Consider the following 17286-nt stretch of genomic DNA (forward strand, 5'->3'; position numbering starts at 1 on the left):
GTTGTTCAGTTTTCAAAGATCAAACTCGATTTGCATTACTCTTTTTCGTCTCTACCTCGTTTTCGGCGGCGACTTAAATAATATAACACATTTCGTTTGTTTTCGTCAAGAACTTTTTTTAACTTCTTTTTTTGAAGCTTTAGCTCTTCACTATTTCCTGCGTAGAATTTATCATTTGTTGACGATAAGCTCGTTTGAGGAACGAAATATAATGTATCATATTTCCTGAATCAGAGTCAACCTCTTTTTATAAATTATTAAACAAACAAAAAAGGAAGGTTTCCCCTCCTACGTAATAAACCATATTACTGCAGGCTTCATGAGTGATTACGCCTCAATCCAATAGCGGATTTCCCGTCCATCTCCGCCTATAAAGGATGGCCATCCTGCCGACTCTTTTACTATAGAACGAAATACCAGCTTACGAAGGATAAGTGGCAGATCTTCCCGTACAAATCTCAACTGTGGATGATGGACAAGTTCATCCATACTCCATGGCTCCCTCCGGCTTCCCAGGACACGTAGAAGCAATCCGGAGCAATCACTCATTTTGGACATCACTGAAAATTCACAGGCAAGCAGTACAAGCTCAACTCTCTGTTCCAGCGTCTCCGAGCTTACTGTAAGCTCCTGATAGAGCTTCCACAGTGCACGATCCAAACTCTGCACATGTGTCCAGACGGCATGATCCGGGTATATCCCCTTTTCAATGAGTACAATTCTAGCCCAGTTCCCCAGAGCCTCAAGTACATTGTAATAGGCATCAACAACATGACCCTCTTGAATGTAACGTTTGGCTTCCACATACATTTTCAAAAAACTGGCGAATTCATGAAGTAGCTTTTGCTCTCGCAATTCGGTTCCAAAAGCAGCTAGATCCTCTCGCAATTCGCTCAAGGCGTTATCCGCTTCCCAGATGATCTCACCTTCAATCAGGCACTGCATGATGTTATTGTTATCCCCCGTAATTACACTGCTCTGCAGCTCATGACGGCTGACATAGATCATTTGATAACGTAGATCACCATATTTGTAGTGTCCAACCTTGGATATTAACTGGTCCGTATTATGGACAACAAGTACGAGCAATTCAAAATCCTGGATTAGGGAGCCGTGGAATCGCTCTCCCGGGTGGGAATAAGCGATAGCCCCAACTGCCCCTGTCTCTTCCGACTGTTCGGACAAAAAAGCAAGGTTCTTTAGTTCCACGATTCCCTCCATACAATTCATGGCAGATAAGCGCCAAGTCAGTTATAATGTAATTCTACATGCAGACTGAAGTTTCCTTCTTATCCAGGTCCGATACTACTCATACGATAGGAGCATTTTTCATGATTTTTAAATCAGCAAAAATTAATGCTTTTCGCACTTGGGGACTACTACTTACCATGCTAGGCATGGGCCTAATGGTACTGGGAACTGCCGGAATTGTGTTCTGGGGACACGCGGGCAAAGTTTTTGCCGCTGTGGGACTTGTCATCGGGCTGATTGCCATGATGGCTAGTCTGGCCATTTATTTCTGGGCTGGTATGCTTTCCACAAGTGCAGTACAAGTGGACTGTCCGGAATGTGGCAAGTTAACCAAAATGCTCGGCAAGACGGATCGTTGTATGTTCTGTCACACCATCCTTACCCTGGACCCTAATCAGGCCAATACAACAAGTTCACAACTGAAAGCGCATTCCACACCCCCATCTCCTTCCGACACAGATCATGGCATGAGTTCCAACAGCTAGATGTTCATTTCATCAAAGCCCAGAGACAGAAAAAAGGCCCGGTATCTTCACCGGACCTTTTTTTGAATTTCAAAAAGAATTTTAAATTATATATAAGTTCAATAGAGCTATTTCATATCTATTTCGAATACCCTGCCTGTTTGAGCGTCTCCCAAGCCGAAGCATTGGCAAAACTTCGATTCCATGCAGCTACGCCACCCAGTTTCAGTGAAGCAACTAAATCAACGCGTGCCTGAAGCGAAACGGCATCCTCTATCCAGATTTTCTTGGTGGCTCCATCCTCAGAATATTCCACATAATTCTGTCCGCTTTGTTTATCCAGGACAGGTTTGAGTTTCTTTTCCTTGATCAGATCTGCGATGGTACTCATGCCTACCGCTTTGGAAGACACTTTCACTTCTCCTTGATCATTGGTCTCTTCCGTCCAGATTCGAGTATATAGCGGCACAGCCATAATCAATTTGTTGGATGGTACTTCATCCTCATCCAGGATCCGTCTCATAGAAGACTCGGTCCATGGAAGCGAGGCAACCGAACCGGCCTTTGGACTTGCGGCCCAGTGCTCATCATACGCCATAACGACAATATAATCGGCAAAAGAACCTAACGAACGGCGATCCAGAAAAGCGGACCACATCTCACTGTTCGATTTCGGAGTCACATCAACCGAGAGCATCAAGCCGTGGATACGCGCCATCGCCTTGATTTCACGGACAAATTGAGTGATATTCGGTCCATCATCTGTATAGACGTTCTCAAAATCAATGTTAATGCCGTCCAAATGATAGGTCTGTGCATACTCCAGCATCTGCTCAATTATATGCGTACGTGTCTCATATGAGGCCACGGCTTCTTTCGTAATATCAGGATCAAAGCTGTTGTCCATCAGACCCCACACTTCCATGCCGGAATGGTGAGCCCAGTTGACGTATGCTTTATCCCCTTTGCTTTTTACGTTACCTTGTCCATCTGTAATATGGAACCACGTGGGACTGACCACATTAACTCCAGGCATCTTGCCGATCGAAGCCACATCAGGCTGTCGATTGTATACAGCTTCCCAAACCAGGTTCACCGGTTTCTTCTGCCACTTCTTCTCCGCCGCGGTCAGTGTGAATTTGGGTTTGTCCAGCTCCTTTTTCTCCGTAAGAGTGACATATTTATTAGCTACATATCCGGCATAACCATTATCCAACTGAACAAAACTCTGGTCATCACCTGTTTGCCATACCCTTACTCGTGCGTCCTGCTCCATATCGGCAATAATGGGAGAAGAAGATTCTCCCCCGCGCTTGTACAATGGAACCGTTTTGTCCGCCTTGGAAGACAATGTATTAATCTCCGCATACTGAATGGTGTCACCTCCACGCATCAGCAGCACCGCACCCGTTGTAGCATCTTCTTGTATAGCTATTCCATATACTTCTTTTAAAGGTTTGAGCGGAATATAAGCTTCTCCCCCAACCACCTCCGGTTTAACCGTCATGGGATAATCTCGATGATTAAGTTCCGCCTTCGTACTGTCTTCCTTCATATGGAGTACCCGCTGCGGTGTTGCAATAATGATATCTCCTGTGTCAGCTTCATATCGTATTCCGGAATCGATCGCCTCTTGCAGCACTGATACAGGCAACTTAAGCTGATCTCCCGTCCCTGAGGCTTCACCATCCATCAGCTGTCCGTCCACAAAAATAGGTTGATTCATGCCAATCCAGTCGGGGTCTTCGTGAATCTGATTAAGCCAAACATTCGTTATTAGCCAATAAGCACCGCCTGCGACAACACAGGCAGCCAAAAATCCAGGCCAGAACGAGCGGCGCTTCTGACGTGTATATCTGCTTTTTCTACTCAATCGTCTACCTCCGTTAATCATGCTGAATCATGAAATAGCTAATTTGCTGAGACTATATACATTCTATCGTCCTAAAAATAAAAAACGTGAAGAATCCAAACTGAATTCTGCACGTTAATATTGTAATTCAACTCTCTTAATCCCTGCAACTTTTACAAACTCCATATACTTCTAATCGGTGACCATGTACTTCAAATCCTGTACTTGACTCTGCCTGGAGCTCCACGCTTTTTAACGAAGGATAACTGAAGTCTTCAATTTTGCCGCATTTATCACAAATAACATGGTAATGATCCGTCACATTGGCATCGAAGCGGCTTGAATTATCTCCGTATGTCAATTCCCGAACCATGCCGGCTTCCAGAAACATCTTCAAATTGTTATATACAGTCGCCACGCTCATACTGGGAAACTGGGGTTCAAGCGCACGGTAAATTTCATCGGCTGTTGGATGCCCCATGGATTCCATCAGATAGTTCAATATGGCATGACGCTGGGGTGTAATACGGACACCGGTCGTTTTCAGATGCTCCAACGCATGTTGGACACGTGTTGCCATAAAACCCACCGCCTTACCTTTCATTACTCTGCAGAGACAGAATGTATGATCACATGTGCTCTTCATTCAGAGTTGATCCTCGGCTGGAACAACGACTTTACATTTTTCCTGCCGTGTAACCTTGCCAGTTTATATTTATTGTACGGCGATTGCAAGTTTATTGTCAACGCGTCAGTCAGGGAACTTCGGACGTTTGGTCTTGGGAATTCTGTCCGTCTTCGGACATTTGTTCCAAGTTATCATCCGTATCTTCCGGATCCAGTGAATTCGTTCCAACAGGAGGCACTGCAGGATTACGATCAATAGTGAGGTCGCTGTTTCCCTCAACTTTAACCGTATATTCTCCTTCACCAAGCTGACCCTCAATCGTTTTATTCTTCACTTTAAACGGCAGATCCGTTTGCAGATCTCCATAACTGCTGGAACCACTGAGACTATAATCCCCCCGCTCCGGAATCAGAATGTTAATAGCACCCACAGCGCTATAAACGTCCCAGTCACCGCCTACTTTGGCGGATACAATACTTATACTGCCATTGAGGGATTGAGCTTTGACTGCCAAACTAGCGCCGTCTACATTGATATTTCCGTTTCGGGTATCCGCCGTGATCTCTCCGACGGAGTCCGTGATGCTAATACTTCCAACTTGTGTAGTCAGGTTCACATTTCCAGAAACCCCACGGGCCTTCATGTCTCCTCGATTACTGTTCAAGTCTACATTTCCGATCGCATTTGCCACAACGACATCACCATTCAGCGTTTTACCCGAAATATCACCTACGGCATTCGTAATTCGTATCCGTCCATTTCCGGTCTCAGCCAAAATGGTACTGATGGCTTCCGGACGATTCAACAATATGGCTCCATTGGACGTCCGAATATCTAGATTGAAACGACGATCATCCGGAATCGTTATGGTGATATTCATCCGAGGCTGTGTTTTCTCGTTCTCTCCATACGTTTTGCCTGTAGTCTTGATATGAATCACTTTTGTACCGTCTGCCTCAACAAAGGAAGCGTCTGCCACTGCTTTGGCCTGTACTTCAGTTGTCTGATCCACCCAAACTACCGTGCGCACTTCAATCTCTTCCGTGTCCCCCCGCTGTACCGAGATATCCCCGTTCACGCCCTCAACAACTAGGTCCGACGTATCCATACCTACAGGCACCCGAATCGTGCCCTTATCTTCCATATATCCAGCTGCCTGACTATAATCCATGGATGCAGCTCCAAGATTGAGACTCACCCTGTTCCACAAATGCATATAGTGATCCTGCTCTGAAACGATAAATACAGAAGCCGTCAGGACAAGGGACGTCAGGATGCCCTTAGCATCGGGTCTGAAACGCATTTTAATTTTCTCACCCTGGTTGTTTGCATCTACATTCCCTCTTCGACGTGTCACTAAGAACAACAGTATGTATTCCACACCTAACACAACGAGCAAGAGGGGCCACCAATCGACCATCTCATATACATAGTCCGTTCCCCACCGTTTATCCAAAATCAACAGCACACCGACAGCTACGATTAAGGCGGCAGCCGTATAGCGGCCGACCCGGACTTTACGGTTCATGGCTATCCCTCCTTGAATAGTTCACACTAGATTTTCTTCTTGCGAAGCATGACCCAGATTTCCCGTCCGAAAAGGATTAGTCCTCCTGCGATCATCAAAACAGCAAAAGTATATCCGCCATACACAGCGATTAACTCTTTAAACCAACGCGGTTTGCGAAAGAACAATACCAGCAACGATCCTCCTACTATCAGAAGCAGTCCAAACGAAATGCCTCTCTCCCACACCATCATAGCTTCCCCTGCAGAACGTTCGTTAGGGGTGGGCTTGTCCGAGCTATTGTGCGTAACAGCTCTTCTCCTGCGCATCATCACCCAGTCCGCAGATTGCAATACATCAAATACATTGTAAAAGTAAATCACCGGAATAAACAATGCCAGTAGGATAAGCAATGGTACATTGATCTGTATTCCAATAGTTGAGAAATACAAAAGTGCTGACAGGTCCAGAAGCACAAGCATCATGAAAGTCAGACCTCTCATGTATAGTCGGAGATAAATATGGCCCAGACCTGGAATAACCGCACTTAGTAACCCGGCAATAAACTTGTGGGTCCGATTTCGGACAGGTTTTCCGCGCTTTCCGCTGGATTTATTGTTCGACTGACGTTTCCGTTTCATAAACGACTCCTTTCTTCCGGGGATGTTCCCGCTCTTCATGCATTTGGTTAGATAGTACCCTAAAGAGCCAGGAGAGTAACTGGAAGAAATATGGTTATGAGCAAAAACCCTCCGGCACTATAGGCCTCAGAGGGTTTGATTCAATTATTCGACTGACACTTTCGTTACATGTTCCCACTGTCTTAACTTGGATACAAGCTGCACTGCACTGAACTCATGAGGCATGTAGACATGCAACACAATTTCAATTTTGCGTTCAACCGATATCATTTCTGCATAAGCCAAATCCTGCTCATTAACCGTTATTTTACGGATTTTGATCTTCTCCTGCTCCATAAATGAAGATACCTGTTCCAGAAAACCGGGCTCAGACAAGGTATGAAGGGTAACGACATGCAGTTTGTTTCCACGGATATACCTAAGCTCCAACTTATTGAATACCCAGAGGTTAAGTAATACCAAAACTGTTGACACGATGGAGGCAAAAAAGAATCCCGCGCCTGTTGCCAGTCCAATGGCTGCCACAACCCAAATGGAAGCTGCCGTTGTCAGCCCGGTAATCGACTTGCCGGTAAAAAGAATCGTGCCAGCTCCCAAAAAACCTACGCCAGTAATAACGGCTGTAGCGAGACGGGCCGGATCAATCCTTACGTTTAATTCATTTGCAAAATCTTTAAAACCATAAACAGACAACATCATAATTAGTGCAGATCCAAGACATACCAGAATATGGGTACGCAGACCGGCAGCATGATTGGAACGCTCCCGCTCTAGACCTACAAGCCCTCCAAGCAGCATAGCCAGTAATAATCGTAATAAAATGTGCCACTCATCTATCAACCAGGGATTGCCCAAAGCCGGTACTCCTCCTCTAAGTTGTTCACATCATTAATCTTTATTCTTATGAAATGTCGTTAATTCCACTCCTGGTGCAATCTGCACAACTTCCACGGGCTTAAAGCCGAATTTGGTATACAATTTCACGGCTGGCTGGTTCAATGTTCCTGTGGAAACGATATAACGTGGAAGATCCGGATACTGTTCAAATACATGTGTCATCAACGCAGCAGCAATTCCTTTACGAAAATGTTCAGGGTGAACCATCATTCGTGTGACCGTCAATGTTTTGATCTCTTCCTCATCCACTGCGACCGCACCAAGCAATTCGCCATCCGTGTCCAGATAGCCATAAAAGGTCTCTCCGCAATTCTGCAGTGTCTCCATCGTATCCATTAAAGGCGGGATTTCCTGAAACCCGATGATTCCCGCTTCAAGCCGATAAGCCACATGCTGTAACCGCCAGAGCTGCCCTACTGTCTCAAGATCACTCAATGACAAAGATTGAATCTTCATAACCTACCTCATCTCCTTTGTATGTCACTGAATCCCGGACAATTCAATGAAACTTATGCCCCTAACAAAAAGAGGCTGTCACAGGGACGAGCCTCTTTCTGTCCGGCCTCACCGGATGGATTAGCGGTTCAGTACATCTGTAAGCAGTTGATTGGCTAGTCCAGGATTGGCTTTGCCCTTGCTTTCTTTCATGACTTGACCAACGAGGAAGCCAATGGCCTTCTGCTTACCAGCCTTGTAATCTTCCACGGATTGCGGGTTGTTCGCAACAACCTGTTCCACAATGGCGAGAATAGCACCTGAGTCACTAATCTGGACCAGACCTTTTTCTTCAACAATTTGCTGTGGAAGCTTGCCGCTCTCGAGCATTTCCTTAAATACTGTTTTGGCGATTTTACTGTTAATTGTACCTTTTTCGAGCAGTCCAATCATCTCACCCAGACCTTGGCCAGTCAGTGGCACCTGAGTCAATTCAAGGTTGCTTGTATTCAAATAACCAAGCAAATCGCCCATAATCCAGTTGGATACGGCTTTAGCATCCTTGGTGTATTTCAAACTGTCTTCAAAAAGATCAGCGATCGCTTTGGATGAGGTAATAACCTCCGCATCATAATTAGGCAGTCCATAATCAGCGGTATAACGGGCTTTACGCTCGTCCGGAAGCTCCGGTATAGAAGCTCTGATCCGTTCTTTCCAGGCTGCATCGATATGCAGCTTCACCAAGTCCGGGTCTGGGAAATAACGATAGTCATGCGCTTGCTCTTTACCACGCATCGACAGTGTTTTCCCTTGAGCCTCATCCCAGCGACGAGTTTCCTGAACCACTTCACCGCCGTCGTCCAAAATTTCCGCTTGCCGATACTGTTCATATTCCAAACCACGCTGAACGCCACGGAAGGAGTTCATGTTTTTCAGTTCGGCTCTCGTTCCCAGCTTCTCCTGTCCATGCGGACGTAAACTAATGTTAGCATCACAACGCAGTGAGCCTTCTTCCATCTTCACGTCGGATACATCACAGTACTGCATGATCGCACGCAATTTCTCCAGATATGCACGCGCTTCCTCCGGAGAAGAAATCTCCGGCTCGGAGACAATCTCTACCAACGGGGTACCAACACGGTTGAAATCGACCAATGAAGCATAGCCGCCGTCAATGTGGGTAAGCTTCCCTGCATCTTCTTCCAGATGAAGACGCGTAATGCCAATTCGCTTCGTTTCACCGTTAACCTCGATATCGATCCAGCCATTCTCACCGATCGGTTGATCGAATTGTGAGATCTGATAAGCTTTCGGAGAATCGGGGTAGAAGTAGTTTTTGCGGTCAAACTTACTGACATCAGCAATGGTGCAGTTAAGAGCCATGGCTGCTTTCATCGCATAATCTACAGCTTGGCGATTCAATACAGGCAATACGCCTGGATGTCCGAGACAGACCGGACAAGTATGTGTATTGGGCGGAGCTCCAAAGGCAGTGGAGCAGCCGCAAAAGATTTTGGAGTTTGTATGCAATTCGACATGGACTTCAAGTCCAACGACCGTTTCATATTTAGATGCGGACATTTCTATATTCCTCCGTTCCGGGCAGTCTACAGCTGCGGACGCTGCTTGTGGAATTCCGTATTTTGTTCAAACGCATGCGCTACGCGCAGTACGGTCGTTTCATCAAAGGCTTTACCGATAATTTGCATACCGACAGGCAGTCCGTCCGAGAATCCGCAAGGGATGCTAACTGCAGGTACACCAGCCAGGCTGACAGGGATAGTTAGAATATCATTGAGATACATCGTAAGTGGGTCATCGACTTGGGAACCAAGTTTGAATGCCGTTGTTGGCGCAGTTGGTCCGATGATGACATCATATTTGGCAAATACGTCGTCGAAGTCCTGTTTGATCAACGTGCGCACTTTCTGAGCTTTCAAATAATACGCATCGTAGTAACCCGAGCTGAGTGCATAGGTTCCAAGCATGATGCGTCGTTTTACTTCGGGACCAAACCCTTGACTGCGGGACTGGTGATACAGATCCAGCAAGTTTTCCGGATTGTCTGCACGAACACCATAACGCACGCCGTCGAAACGAGCCAGGTTCGAAGAAGCCTCCGAGGAAGCAAGCAGATAATACGTAGCGACCGCATATTCGGTATGCGGAAGGGATACTTCTTCCCATGTTGCTCCGAGTCCTTCAAGGACTTTCAAGGCAGAAAGAACGGTCTCTTTTACTTGTGGGTCAACGCCTTCACCAATGTATTCCTTCGGAACAGCAATGCGAAGCCCTTTGACATCCCCTGTCAATCCGCTCAAGTAATCCGGGATATCCACTTTCGCGGATGTCGAATCTTTGGCGTCATAACCAGCAATGGCTTGCAGCACATAAGCAGAATCCTCGACATTTTTCGTCAAAGGTCCAATTTGATCCAGGGAGGATGCAAATGCAACCAGACCAAAGCGTGAAACGAGTCCATAGGTAGGTTTCAAACCGACAACGCCGCAATAGGAAGCGGGCTGTCTGATGGAGCCTCCTGTATCTGATCCCAATGTGAAATAAGCTTCTCCTGCAGCCACAGCAGCAGCCGATCCACCACTGGAACCACCTGGAACACGATCGAGTGCCCATGGGTTACGCACAGGGTAGAAACTTGAATTTTCACTGGAGCCGCCCATGGCAAATTCGTCCATGTTCAGTTTTCCGATGGTTACGGTATCCGCCGCTTTCAGCTTCTCGACAACCGTTGCATCATATACAGGGTCGAAGTTGCGCAAAAACTGGCTGCCGCATGTTGTGCGAAGTCCGTTTGTCACGATGTTATCCTTAATGCCGACTGGCAGACCGAAAAGCAAACCTTTCTCCTCGCCGCTGACGAGTCGATCATCCAGTTGACGTGCACGAGCACGTGCTTGTTCTTCATCCAGTGCCAGGTAAGCCTTAACTTTCTCTTCACGTGCACCAATGTTCTGATATGCCTGATCCACCAGATCGCTTACCGACAGCTCCTTGGCGTGCAGCTTGTTATGTATCTCCGGCAACGATTGTTCAAATAAACTCACGTAATTCGTCCTCCTTCCGGTTATCCGTTATTCCATTACAGCAGGCACTTTGAACTGCCCGTCTTCTTCTTCAGGTGCATTTCGCATCACCTGTTCAATCGACAAACTTTCCTTCGTCTCATCATCACGCATCACATTGCTGACGTGCAGAACGTGAGTCGTTGGCTCAATGTTCTCAGTATCCAGTTCATTCAGCTTCTCAGCATATTTTAAAATCGCGTTCAGCTGCCCTGTCAGGGTCTGCTCTTCTTCGGCAGTCAAATTAAGCCGGGCCAGCTTGGCCACATGCTGAACGTCATTATTCGAAATACTCATTTCCGGATGCCTCCTTCATTCGTTCTAATTCCTGAGACCGCCGAAAACGAATCGTTCGTTTAACGGGCTAAAGTCCCAAGATAACTTTTTTCATTATAGGTGAGATAGTTCGACAATTCAATGCATACGACTCGAGTTGCCGAATATGCAAAATAACCCCAAACGGTGAGGTCTTCCTGTAATGCATATTTCAAAACATGATTGGCTGATTTTTCACACGCATAACCACGATAATGAAGGCTTCAACGTTCGTACGTTCCAATCTGATCAAAAAAGAGCCGGCATCAGCCGACTCTTCAAATTTTAAATCCATGCACGCAGATTAACCTGCTTTATAAAATCCGCCTGTGACATAACATCGTTCGCGGTTTCTTCTTCCTCTTCCACAGCTTCGAAATCTCCGTTCATCAAATGATGAAATAGTTTCTCATTGTGTGTCGCAAGGGAGTAATCTATCAACGCTTCCCGCTCGACCCGCTCAGCTTCCTGCTTCAGCAGAACCTCTTCCAGATCGACGTCGCCGGATGGAACAAAAAAGTTCCGATTCACCTGCGGCACTCGAAGCACGTAATCGAACGCATTGTCCGGATTCCGGTCATAAGCGATGATGAAACCATATTCCCCCACAGGAAGATTCTGCTCAAACGCATCCGCGACGATGACAACCTTCTCTCCTAATCGCAGCATCGTCTAACCTCCTGGTAGTCTATCTTTTTATTATTTGTATAGTCTACTAGAAAAGAATAGCGCTGTCTACGATTACTAGAATTAAACAAAACATTTGTGCAAAATCTTTTTTCCGTAGCATAATGCTATTATTTTTTCGATGTTTGCTTAGGGGGCCTGCGGTCTGCTCGAACAATGACAAACCAATATATGATTAAAGGCAATGGGAAACTGATGAAGCCCCACAATCCCCACAACCAAGGAAAGCGGCCACGTCGTCGTGCATTCCGAAAAATCCATGTTCCCTGAACAAGCAGCACACTCGCAATCAGAATAAGCCATATGAGAGGAATCTCGTTTAAAGAATATTGCAGATCATTCATGACGAGCCTCCTTCCGGCGTCGCCCTGACCAGATTACTGCCACGGCAATCGCTGCACATAAGCTAATAGCCTGGATGCCCAAATATAGAGCCGGAGCCGAATGAAATAATAAGGAACCAAAAGCGATAATGAATAGTCCTACAATCCAGAACAAGATCATTTCGATTCGATTGGCTCGTCGTCTCATTTGTCTTCGTTCCTTGGCTTGGGCTTCAATTGAGGCTAATGAGGGAATATTCACAGGCTCATACGCATCATCGAGCACTTTCATCTGTTGTTGCATCCGCATCAGAATTTCTTGTTCAGCCTGTTCTTCAGATCTACTCATACTCATCCCAGCTCCTTTCTCAATTGACGAAGGCCATAGGCAGTTCGAGACTTCGCTGTTCCGGATGGAATACCCAGCATTTCACCCATTTCATCATATCCATAGCCATAATAATGCTTCAAAAGGACGGCAATACGATGTTCTGGCGTTAACCTTGTCATGGCATCCATAACATCTGTCCATTCTTCATTTCGACTCTCGAATTGCCATCGCAATTTTCGTACAGCCTGATTGCGAACGGCTTCCAGCCAGATCTGTTCTCTTCGTCTGCGCCTCGTCTTGTCGATATATATACGGGTCGCAATCGTAATCATCCATGACGAAAAGGCAGACGAACCATCGTACCTATGAATATTTTCCATACACCGAATCATGGTATCCTGTACCGTCTCCTCCGCAACGTTGGGGTCCATCGTTACTTTGACAAGATACTTATACACAAAAGCGTAATGACGCTGCAGCAGTTCTGCCAGTGCACTGTCATCTCCCTGTATCGCTCTCTGTACCTCTTCCAGTTCGGCTGCCTCCATCTGAATCATCACCTGCCCTCCGCTCAGTCTTATGTTATTACGACAGGCTCTGCAGAAACGTTCAATTCAATCCAAAAAAAAATCTGAAGCCGACAATTTCCCGGGCAATCAGACTTCATTTCGGTAATCTTGCAGTTTGTCGAACCACGGTTGGTTGCGGGCTCCGCTGCTTAATAAACGACTTCTCCATATATTTTGCTGTTGATCCTCGATTGGATTTATCTCATTATTCATGTAGTTATGTAGTTGAGAACGCTGGGAAACTGATTCTATACTGCCACTTTCCATTGCTCGACGGTTTTCTTCGATGATCAGATGCTCGGCACGTTTTCCCAAATGGATCACTCGCTTTTTCTCCAATTCTATTTCCTCGCTCTCCTTAGCTATTGTTCCATGATTCTTCTGACTATTATTATCTCAAACTTATTATAAATCGACTTGCTAAATGGAAAAGAACGATCTTCTGTAATTACTTGTCACCGATCTGTATGTAGGGTTAAATCGGGGGCATCTTTGATGAAAAAAAAGGCTGAAAACAAAAAAAGAACGCAAACCGGGTATAGACCACAGTCTGCGTGCTTCGCAAGTTAGGGTGTTTCTTTTCATTGCTTCAGTTAGATGGTGATTTAACGCTTGTAACAACTAATTGCTATTCTAATGAAAAAGTTGTCACTTGTCCAGACTTTCTTCACATAAATTGTCGGATCATCTTGCAGACACGTATGGATTGTTCTTCTTTTCATAACCGATTGTCGTTTTGGGACCATGACCTGGATACACTTTGACCTCATCCGAGAAGGTATATAACTTGTTCTGGATTGAATCAATCAGATCCCGCTCACGGCCTCCGGTCAGATCCGTTCTGCCTACACCCATACGGAACAGAACATCACCTGCAAACAGGTCGTCACCACATAGCAGACTTACACTGCCTGGCGAGTGTCCCGGTGTATGGTACACTTTGAACGTGTGACCAATAAAATTCAGTGTCTGCCCTTCGTCCATGGCATATTCAGCTGGTTCTGTCGAAAGCGGTGGGGTAGCCTGAGGCCAGTTCAAAGAACCATTCAATTTAGGCGTCGTGAGCCAGTCACTCTCCAAGTCATGCAAATAAACGGGACAGCCTTTCAATTTGCGAATTTCATCCACGCCGCCCATATGATCAAAATGCGCGTGAGTCAGCAGGATCGCTTCAATTTCCAGATCCTGAATGGCTTTAAGCAACGGGCCCGGATTCATTCCCGGGTCAATGATTACGGCTTTACCAGAATCATCACCCTGCAACAGATACGCATTGGTCTGGAGCGGTCCCAATGAAAATGTACGAATGTTAAGCATATCGGCTCAGTAACCCGAAATCAGTTCACGCAACTCACGAATAATAGCTGCATTTGACTCCGTTCCTTCCCCATAACGTTTCCCAATCTCTTGACGTGCAACGGCCAAATTATCCTGATAATCTGCCGCTTCACGGTCCGGGTTGAGACGTTTGAATTCAATCATAACCTCTTGCACATGTTGTGGACGAGGCCCCCATTGGCCCAGCACATGTCCGCCCGTATCTGCAAAAATAACAACAGGGACAGAACGTCCGCCCATGGTAAGGAATTCATCCATCACTTCAGGATGATTCTCCAAAATAAGAACTTCTGTCGGAATGCCGGAGATTTCCAGAGCCTGGAACACGACGGGAACATTGCGTACCACATCGCCACACCAGTCAGCAGCCAAAATTAACACACGCAAATCATCGCGGTGATTCAGGCTTTCGAAAAATTCACGATCATCCTCGTTCGGCCATGCAAAGCTGTCATAGTTCGCCTGAAACTCACTTTGGTTCTTCGTCATGCTCTCAATAAATTCTTTCGGTGGCAGACCTTTACCGAATTTGTGAGACAAGTTTGGTTTTCCCATAACTAGACACTTCCCTTCTTTTTACGAACATTCATCCATTTAATAAGTACATAAATAATCATAAGTGCCAGAGCAACAAGCAGAATCGGCATAATATAAGGTGCCGCCTTTTCGTTGATATGTTGCCATTGATCTCCAAGTATCATCCCTAAATATATAAACAATGCAGACCAAGGTATAACAGCGAGGGTTGTCAGCAAAATAAATCGACCCGTATGCATTTTGGATATACCGGCAGGAATCGATATGGCGTGTCTTACGACCGGAACGAAACGCGCCGTGAAAATGACACCTGTCCCATACTTGCGGAACCACTCTTCGGAATGGTCGATGTGCTTTTTCTGGATCAGTATGTATTTTCCGTAGCGTTCAAGTACAGGTCTTCCGCCATAACGGCCAATCCAGTAAATAAATAGCTGGGCTATGACACCGCCCACGGTACCAAAAATCATTGCACCGAAAAAATTAATATGGCCTTGTGAAACGAGAAAACCTCCATATGCCAGCACAATTTCACTCGGAATAACTTCAAGCATTAATCCAAGCATAATTCCAAAGTATCCAAGGCTCTGAATCCAATCGAATAATTGATTGACAATGTTATGAATAACGTCCATCTCGACCCTCTTTCTTCATCCTGATTGGCAGTGCCCTTCCACACCATGGATGTTCGTCCCTATTTTATCACAGGCCTGTAGCTGTTGCTACTTCACACGTCTGGGATAGTGTCCCGCAGGCAGCCGTTTGCATATGGTATCGGGAGAGGAGCGTGAGAAGATGTCACCCAAATCAGCACCCGGTACTCCCCCGGTAAAACATAACACCCCGGGCCAGAAACTGCCTTCTGCCCGAGGTATCCGAAGAGCATGCAGCAAAGAGCTGTATCGAACAGCCAAAAAGCTAAAGGTATATATCTCCCCTGACCTGATGAAGCAGGCGGAAGAATTGTATTATGGGAAAGTCATCGCCAATCTGCTCTGGATCGGAGAAAATCGGGATAATCGCAAAAAATTATGTGAATGGTGGAACGCGGATGTCAGCCTAGAGATTGCGACTCTTTGGGATGTGGAGGTAGAACCGCTGCAAGGTGCCTTTAAGGATGCATTTGGCGGATATCGCCTGTAGAATCGGAATACTGGACAGGTAGCCGAACAGCTTATGTGCAGCATTTGCTTATTGTTGGAATCGAACCTGAATTGAGGCGTAAACCAATACTTTCGTTGGATCGATGTGAGATCGTTCATCCCGTTACATGTTGAATCATTCGTTTTCATGGATCTTGTTCACCATCGGCGTTGCGTAAGGTCAGATATTCAGGGACTCCTTCTGGTCACCTCTGAAGCAAGTGGACCGAGAGCGAGGATGCACAGATTATCCCCATAACGTAATGCTGCTTCATCAAGCCCAAAACGGCGATCATTTCTTTCCTCCCCTGCTGCCACTTCTTCAGCCAGCTGTCTATAACGTTCGTATAACTTTACTCCAGCAGAAGCAGTCTGCCTTCCTCGTTCAGCATACCCTGCAGCCAGTTCACTCCGTGATGCCTGTACCATCCAATATAAGGCCAGGGACTGGCTGGACGCGTCAAAACGATTGAGGGCTATGGCTTGTTGAAAATAGTTCCAGGCTGACTCTCCTCTACCAGATTGAGCGGCCAACTGCCCCAGCTCTCCGTAGAGTTGGGGGGAAACAGGGGAATAGGACAGGCTCTGCACCAACATCAATTCAGCCTTTTTTGCAGGAAGCGTACGAGACAGGGAGATCGCGATATCCGGCCTGTAGGGGTTGAACTTGTACGCCGCAGTAAGCAGCTCCTGTCGTTCAGCACTTCCTGTATCTTTTGAAATTGCTAGACGGTATTGTTGATCTGCCGCCACATGATGTGCAGCAAACCAGGCTGTCCCGCCTAGCCAAAACATGACGAAAAATCCTGTTAATATCAGTTGAGGCCACGGGCTCAACTGATGGAAAAAGCGGGGCCGTTTCTTGTAAGCCGAGGCAACCCGTAAAGTAGGTAATGACAGGGCCCAGCCCCCCAGCCAAATGAACATCATCCAGAGGAAGGTAAAGCTCCAGTCAAAGTCCATTGCGCCATGAAGGCCAAACACAATAACCGAAGGTAGCAGTTGAGGGGCATGCCTCCACATCGTTCGCAGGGTGAACAAGAACCAGCCAGCGATGAGCAGCAAGCCGATCACGCCTGTATCGAGGGCGAGATCAAGGATGCCGTTATGGACCTCGCCTCCGACATAAGGCGAGGATTGGATGGCGCGGAACATGTTGCGCCATGTCTCTCCCCCGTGGCCCATCCATGGGGCCTCGGTCCAGATCTTCAGGGCGTCCCGCCACATCTGGAGGCGGGACAACCCTGTGCCGACACCAGCCGCCATGCGGTCGGCGGTGGAGGCCA

General features: G+C 46.5%; 21 protein-coding genes. 2 read left to right on the forward strand and 19 right to left on the reverse strand.

The window, feature by feature from the left end:
- Window positions 1-327: 327 nt before the first annotated feature.
- Window positions 328-1209 carry a nucleotidyltransferase-like protein gene (locus AMS66_RS00360; RefSeq protein ID WP_053778953.1) on the reverse strand — a complete coding sequence of 294 codons (882 nt, stop codon included), beginning with the start codon at window positions 1207-1209 and terminating at the stop codon, window positions 328-330.
- A 122-nt stretch (window positions 1210-1331) separates the two neighbouring features.
- Here AMS66_RS00360 and AMS66_RS00365 point away from each other — a divergent pair, with 122 nt between their 5' ends.
- The gene (locus AMS66_RS00365) at window positions 1332-1736 is read left to right on the forward strand and encodes a YgzB family protein (protein ID WP_053778954.1); all 405 of its coding nucleotides are present in this window, start codon (window positions 1332-1334) and stop codon (window positions 1734-1736) included.
- Window positions 1737-1854: 118 nt separating this feature from the next.
- On the opposite strand, the gene AMS66_RS00370 is transcribed toward AMS66_RS00365, so the two are convergent.
- From AMS66_RS00370 to AMS66_RS00450, 17 genes are all read right to left on the reverse strand, one after another.
- Window positions 1855-3588 carry a glycosyl hydrolase family 18 protein gene (locus tag AMS66_RS00370; RefSeq protein WP_082350501.1) on the reverse strand — a complete coding sequence of 578 codons (1734 nt, stop codon included), beginning with the start codon at window positions 3586-3588 and terminating at the stop codon, window positions 1855-1857.
- Window positions 3589-3724: 136 nt separating this feature from the next.
- A complete protein-coding gene (gene perR / locus AMS66_RS00375; protein ID WP_024631328.1) occupies window positions 3725-4147 on the reverse strand; it encodes a peroxide-responsive transcriptional repressor PerR in 423 nt (140 codons plus the stop codon).
- Between the two features lie 175 nt (window positions 4148-4322).
- The gene (locus tag AMS66_RS00380; protein ID WP_053778956.1) at window positions 4323-5723 is read right to left on the reverse strand and encodes a DUF4097 family beta strand repeat-containing protein; all 1401 of its coding nucleotides are present in this window, start codon (window positions 5721-5723) and stop codon (window positions 4323-4325) included.
- 26 nt (window positions 5724-5749) lie between these two features.
- On the reverse strand, window positions 5750-6343 hold the full coding sequence (locus AMS66_RS00385) for a hypothetical protein (RefSeq protein ID WP_053778957.1): 594 nt from the start codon (window positions 6341-6343) through the stop codon (window positions 5750-5752).
- 144 nt (window positions 6344-6487) lie between these two features.
- Window positions 6488-7198, reverse strand: a complete 711-nt coding sequence (locus AMS66_RS00390) for an MgtC/SapB family protein (protein ID WP_053778958.1) — start codon at window positions 7196-7198, stop codon at window positions 6488-6490.
- A 33-nt stretch (window positions 7199-7231) separates the two neighbouring features.
- Entirely contained in the window at window positions 7232-7696 is a 465-nt protein-coding gene (locus AMS66_RS00395) for a GNAT family N-acetyltransferase (protein ID WP_053778959.1), read from the reverse strand.
- Between the two features lie 120 nt (window positions 7697-7816).
- A complete protein-coding gene (gene gatB, locus AMS66_RS00400; protein ID WP_053778960.1) occupies window positions 7817-9256 on the reverse strand; it encodes an Asp-tRNA(Asn)/Glu-tRNA(Gln) amidotransferase subunit GatB in 1440 nt (479 codons plus the stop codon).
- 26 nt (window positions 9257-9282) lie between these two features.
- Window positions 9283-10740, reverse strand: a complete 1458-nt coding sequence (gatA, locus tag AMS66_RS00405; RefSeq protein ID WP_053778961.1) for an Asp-tRNA(Asn)/Glu-tRNA(Gln) amidotransferase subunit GatA — start codon at window positions 10738-10740, stop codon at window positions 9283-9285.
- Window positions 10741-10767: 27 nt separating this feature from the next.
- Window positions 10768-11055, reverse strand: coding sequence for an Asp-tRNA(Asn)/Glu-tRNA(Gln) amidotransferase subunit GatC (gene gatC, locus AMS66_RS00410; RefSeq protein ID WP_053778962.1), 288 nt, complete (start codon window positions 11053-11055; stop codon window positions 10768-10770).
- A gap of 303 nt (window positions 11056-11358) precedes the next feature.
- Window positions 11359-11742 carry a hypothetical protein gene (locus AMS66_RS00415; protein WP_053778963.1) on the reverse strand — a complete coding sequence of 128 codons (384 nt, stop codon included), beginning with the start codon at window positions 11740-11742 and terminating at the stop codon, window positions 11359-11361.
- A gap of 128 nt (window positions 11743-11870) precedes the next feature.
- A complete protein-coding gene (locus tag AMS66_RS00420) occupies window positions 11871-12104 on the reverse strand; it encodes a hypothetical protein (protein ID WP_053778964.1) in 234 nt (77 codons plus the stop codon).
- On the reverse strand, window positions 12097-12432 hold the full coding sequence (locus AMS66_RS00425; RefSeq protein WP_053778965.1) for a YxlC family protein: 336 nt from the start codon (window positions 12430-12432) through the stop codon (window positions 12097-12099). The genes AMS66_RS00420 and AMS66_RS00425 overlap by 8 nt, the downstream gene beginning before the upstream one ends.
- Window positions 12433-12434: 2 nt before the next feature.
- Window positions 12435-12971: an RNA polymerase sigma factor SigY gene (sigY, locus tag AMS66_RS00430; protein WP_236703051.1), complete on the reverse strand. Its 537-nt coding sequence runs from the start codon at window positions 12969-12971 to the stop codon at window positions 12435-12437.
- Window positions 12972-13070: 99 nt separating this feature from the next.
- Window positions 13071-13322 (reverse strand): hypothetical protein, encoded by a 252-nt coding sequence (locus tag AMS66_RS00435; RefSeq protein ID WP_144424373.1) that lies wholly within the window; start codon window positions 13320-13322, stop codon window positions 13071-13073.
- A 345-nt stretch (window positions 13323-13667) separates the two neighbouring features.
- Window positions 13668-14300 carry an MBL fold metallo-hydrolase gene (locus AMS66_RS00440; RefSeq protein WP_053778967.1) on the reverse strand — a complete coding sequence of 211 codons (633 nt, stop codon included), beginning with the start codon at window positions 14298-14300 and terminating at the stop codon, window positions 13668-13670.
- A 6-nt stretch (window positions 14301-14306) separates the two neighbouring features.
- Window positions 14307-14876: a thioredoxin family protein gene (locus AMS66_RS00445; protein WP_053778968.1), complete on the reverse strand. Its 570-nt coding sequence runs from the start codon at window positions 14874-14876 to the stop codon at window positions 14307-14309.
- A 2-nt stretch (window positions 14877-14878) separates the two neighbouring features.
- Window positions 14879-15493, reverse strand: coding sequence for a DedA family protein (locus AMS66_RS00450; RefSeq protein ID WP_024631343.1), 615 nt, complete (start codon window positions 15491-15493; stop codon window positions 14879-14881).
- A gap of 160 nt (window positions 15494-15653) precedes the next feature.
- On the opposite strand from AMS66_RS00450, the gene AMS66_RS00455 reads away from it, so the two are divergent.
- Window positions 15654-16001, forward strand: a complete 348-nt coding sequence (locus AMS66_RS00455) for a hypothetical protein (protein ID WP_053778969.1) — start codon at window positions 15654-15656, stop codon at window positions 15999-16001.
- 188 nt (window positions 16002-16189) lie between these two features.
- Here AMS66_RS00455 and AMS66_RS32600 read toward each other — a convergent pair.
- The coding region (locus AMS66_RS32600) for an O-antigen ligase family protein (RefSeq protein ID WP_181014076.1) at window positions 16190-17286 on the reverse strand (1097 nt) is incomplete at its 5' end.

The sequence above is a fragment of the Paenibacillus xylanivorans genome, assembly GCF_001280595.1.
Taxonomy (GTDB): Bacteria; Bacillota; Bacilli; order Paenibacillales; family Paenibacillaceae; genus Paenibacillus; species Paenibacillus xylanivorans.

Excerpts from the sequence above, each read along its gene's own strand:
- AMS66_RS00365 (WP_053778954.1), top strand. The coding sequence starts at position 1,332 with ATGATTTTTAAATCAGCAAAAATTAATGCTTTTCGCACTTGGGGACTA.
- perR (WP_024631328.1), bottom strand. The coding sequence starts at position 4,147 with ATGGCAACACGTGTCCAACATGCGTTGGAGCATCTGAAAACGACCGGT.
- AMS66_RS00380 (WP_053778956.1), bottom strand. The coding sequence starts at position 5,723 with ATGAACCGTAAAGTCCGGGTCGGCCGCTATACGGCTGCCGCCTTAATC.
- AMS66_RS00385 (WP_053778957.1), bottom strand. The coding sequence starts at position 6,343 with ATGAAACGGAAACGTCAGTCGAACAATAAATCCAGCGGAAAGCGCGGA.
- AMS66_RS00395 (WP_053778959.1), bottom strand. The coding sequence starts at position 7,696 with ATGAAGATTCAATCTTTGTCATTGAGTGATCTTGAGACAGTAGGGCAG.
- gatB (WP_053778960.1), bottom strand. The coding sequence starts at position 9,256 with ATGTCCGCATCTAAATATGAAACGGTCGTTGGACTTGAAGTCCATGTC.
- gatC (WP_053778962.1), bottom strand. The coding sequence starts at position 11,055 with ATGAGTATTTCGAATAATGACGTTCAGCATGTGGCCAAGCTGGCCCGG.
- AMS66_RS00415 (WP_053778963.1), bottom strand. The coding sequence starts at position 11,742 with ATGCTGCGATTAGGAGAGAAGGTTGTCATCGTCGCGGATGCGTTTGAG.
- AMS66_RS00420 (WP_053778964.1), bottom strand. The coding sequence starts at position 12,104 with ATGAATGATCTGCAATATTCTTTAAACGAGATTCCTCTCATATGGCTT.
- AMS66_RS00425 (WP_053778965.1), bottom strand. The coding sequence starts at position 12,432 with ATGAGTAGATCTGAAGAACAGGCTGAACAAGAAATTCTGATGCGGATG.
- sigY (WP_236703051.1), bottom strand. The coding sequence starts at position 12,971 with ATGATTCAGATGGAGGCAGCCGAACTGGAAGAGGTACAGAGAGCGATA.
- AMS66_RS00440 (WP_053778967.1), bottom strand. The coding sequence starts at position 14,300 with ATGCTTAACATTCGTACATTTTCATTGGGACCGCTCCAGACCAATGCG.
- AMS66_RS00445 (WP_053778968.1), bottom strand. The coding sequence starts at position 14,876 with ATGGGAAAACCAAACTTGTCTCACAAATTCGGTAAAGGTCTGCCACCG.
- AMS66_RS00450 (WP_024631343.1), bottom strand. The coding sequence starts at position 15,493 with ATGGACGTTATTCATAACATTGTCAATCAATTATTCGATTGGATTCAG.
- AMS66_RS00455 (WP_053778969.1), top strand. The coding sequence starts at position 15,654 with ATGTCACCCAAATCAGCACCCGGTACTCCCCCGGTAAAACATAACACC.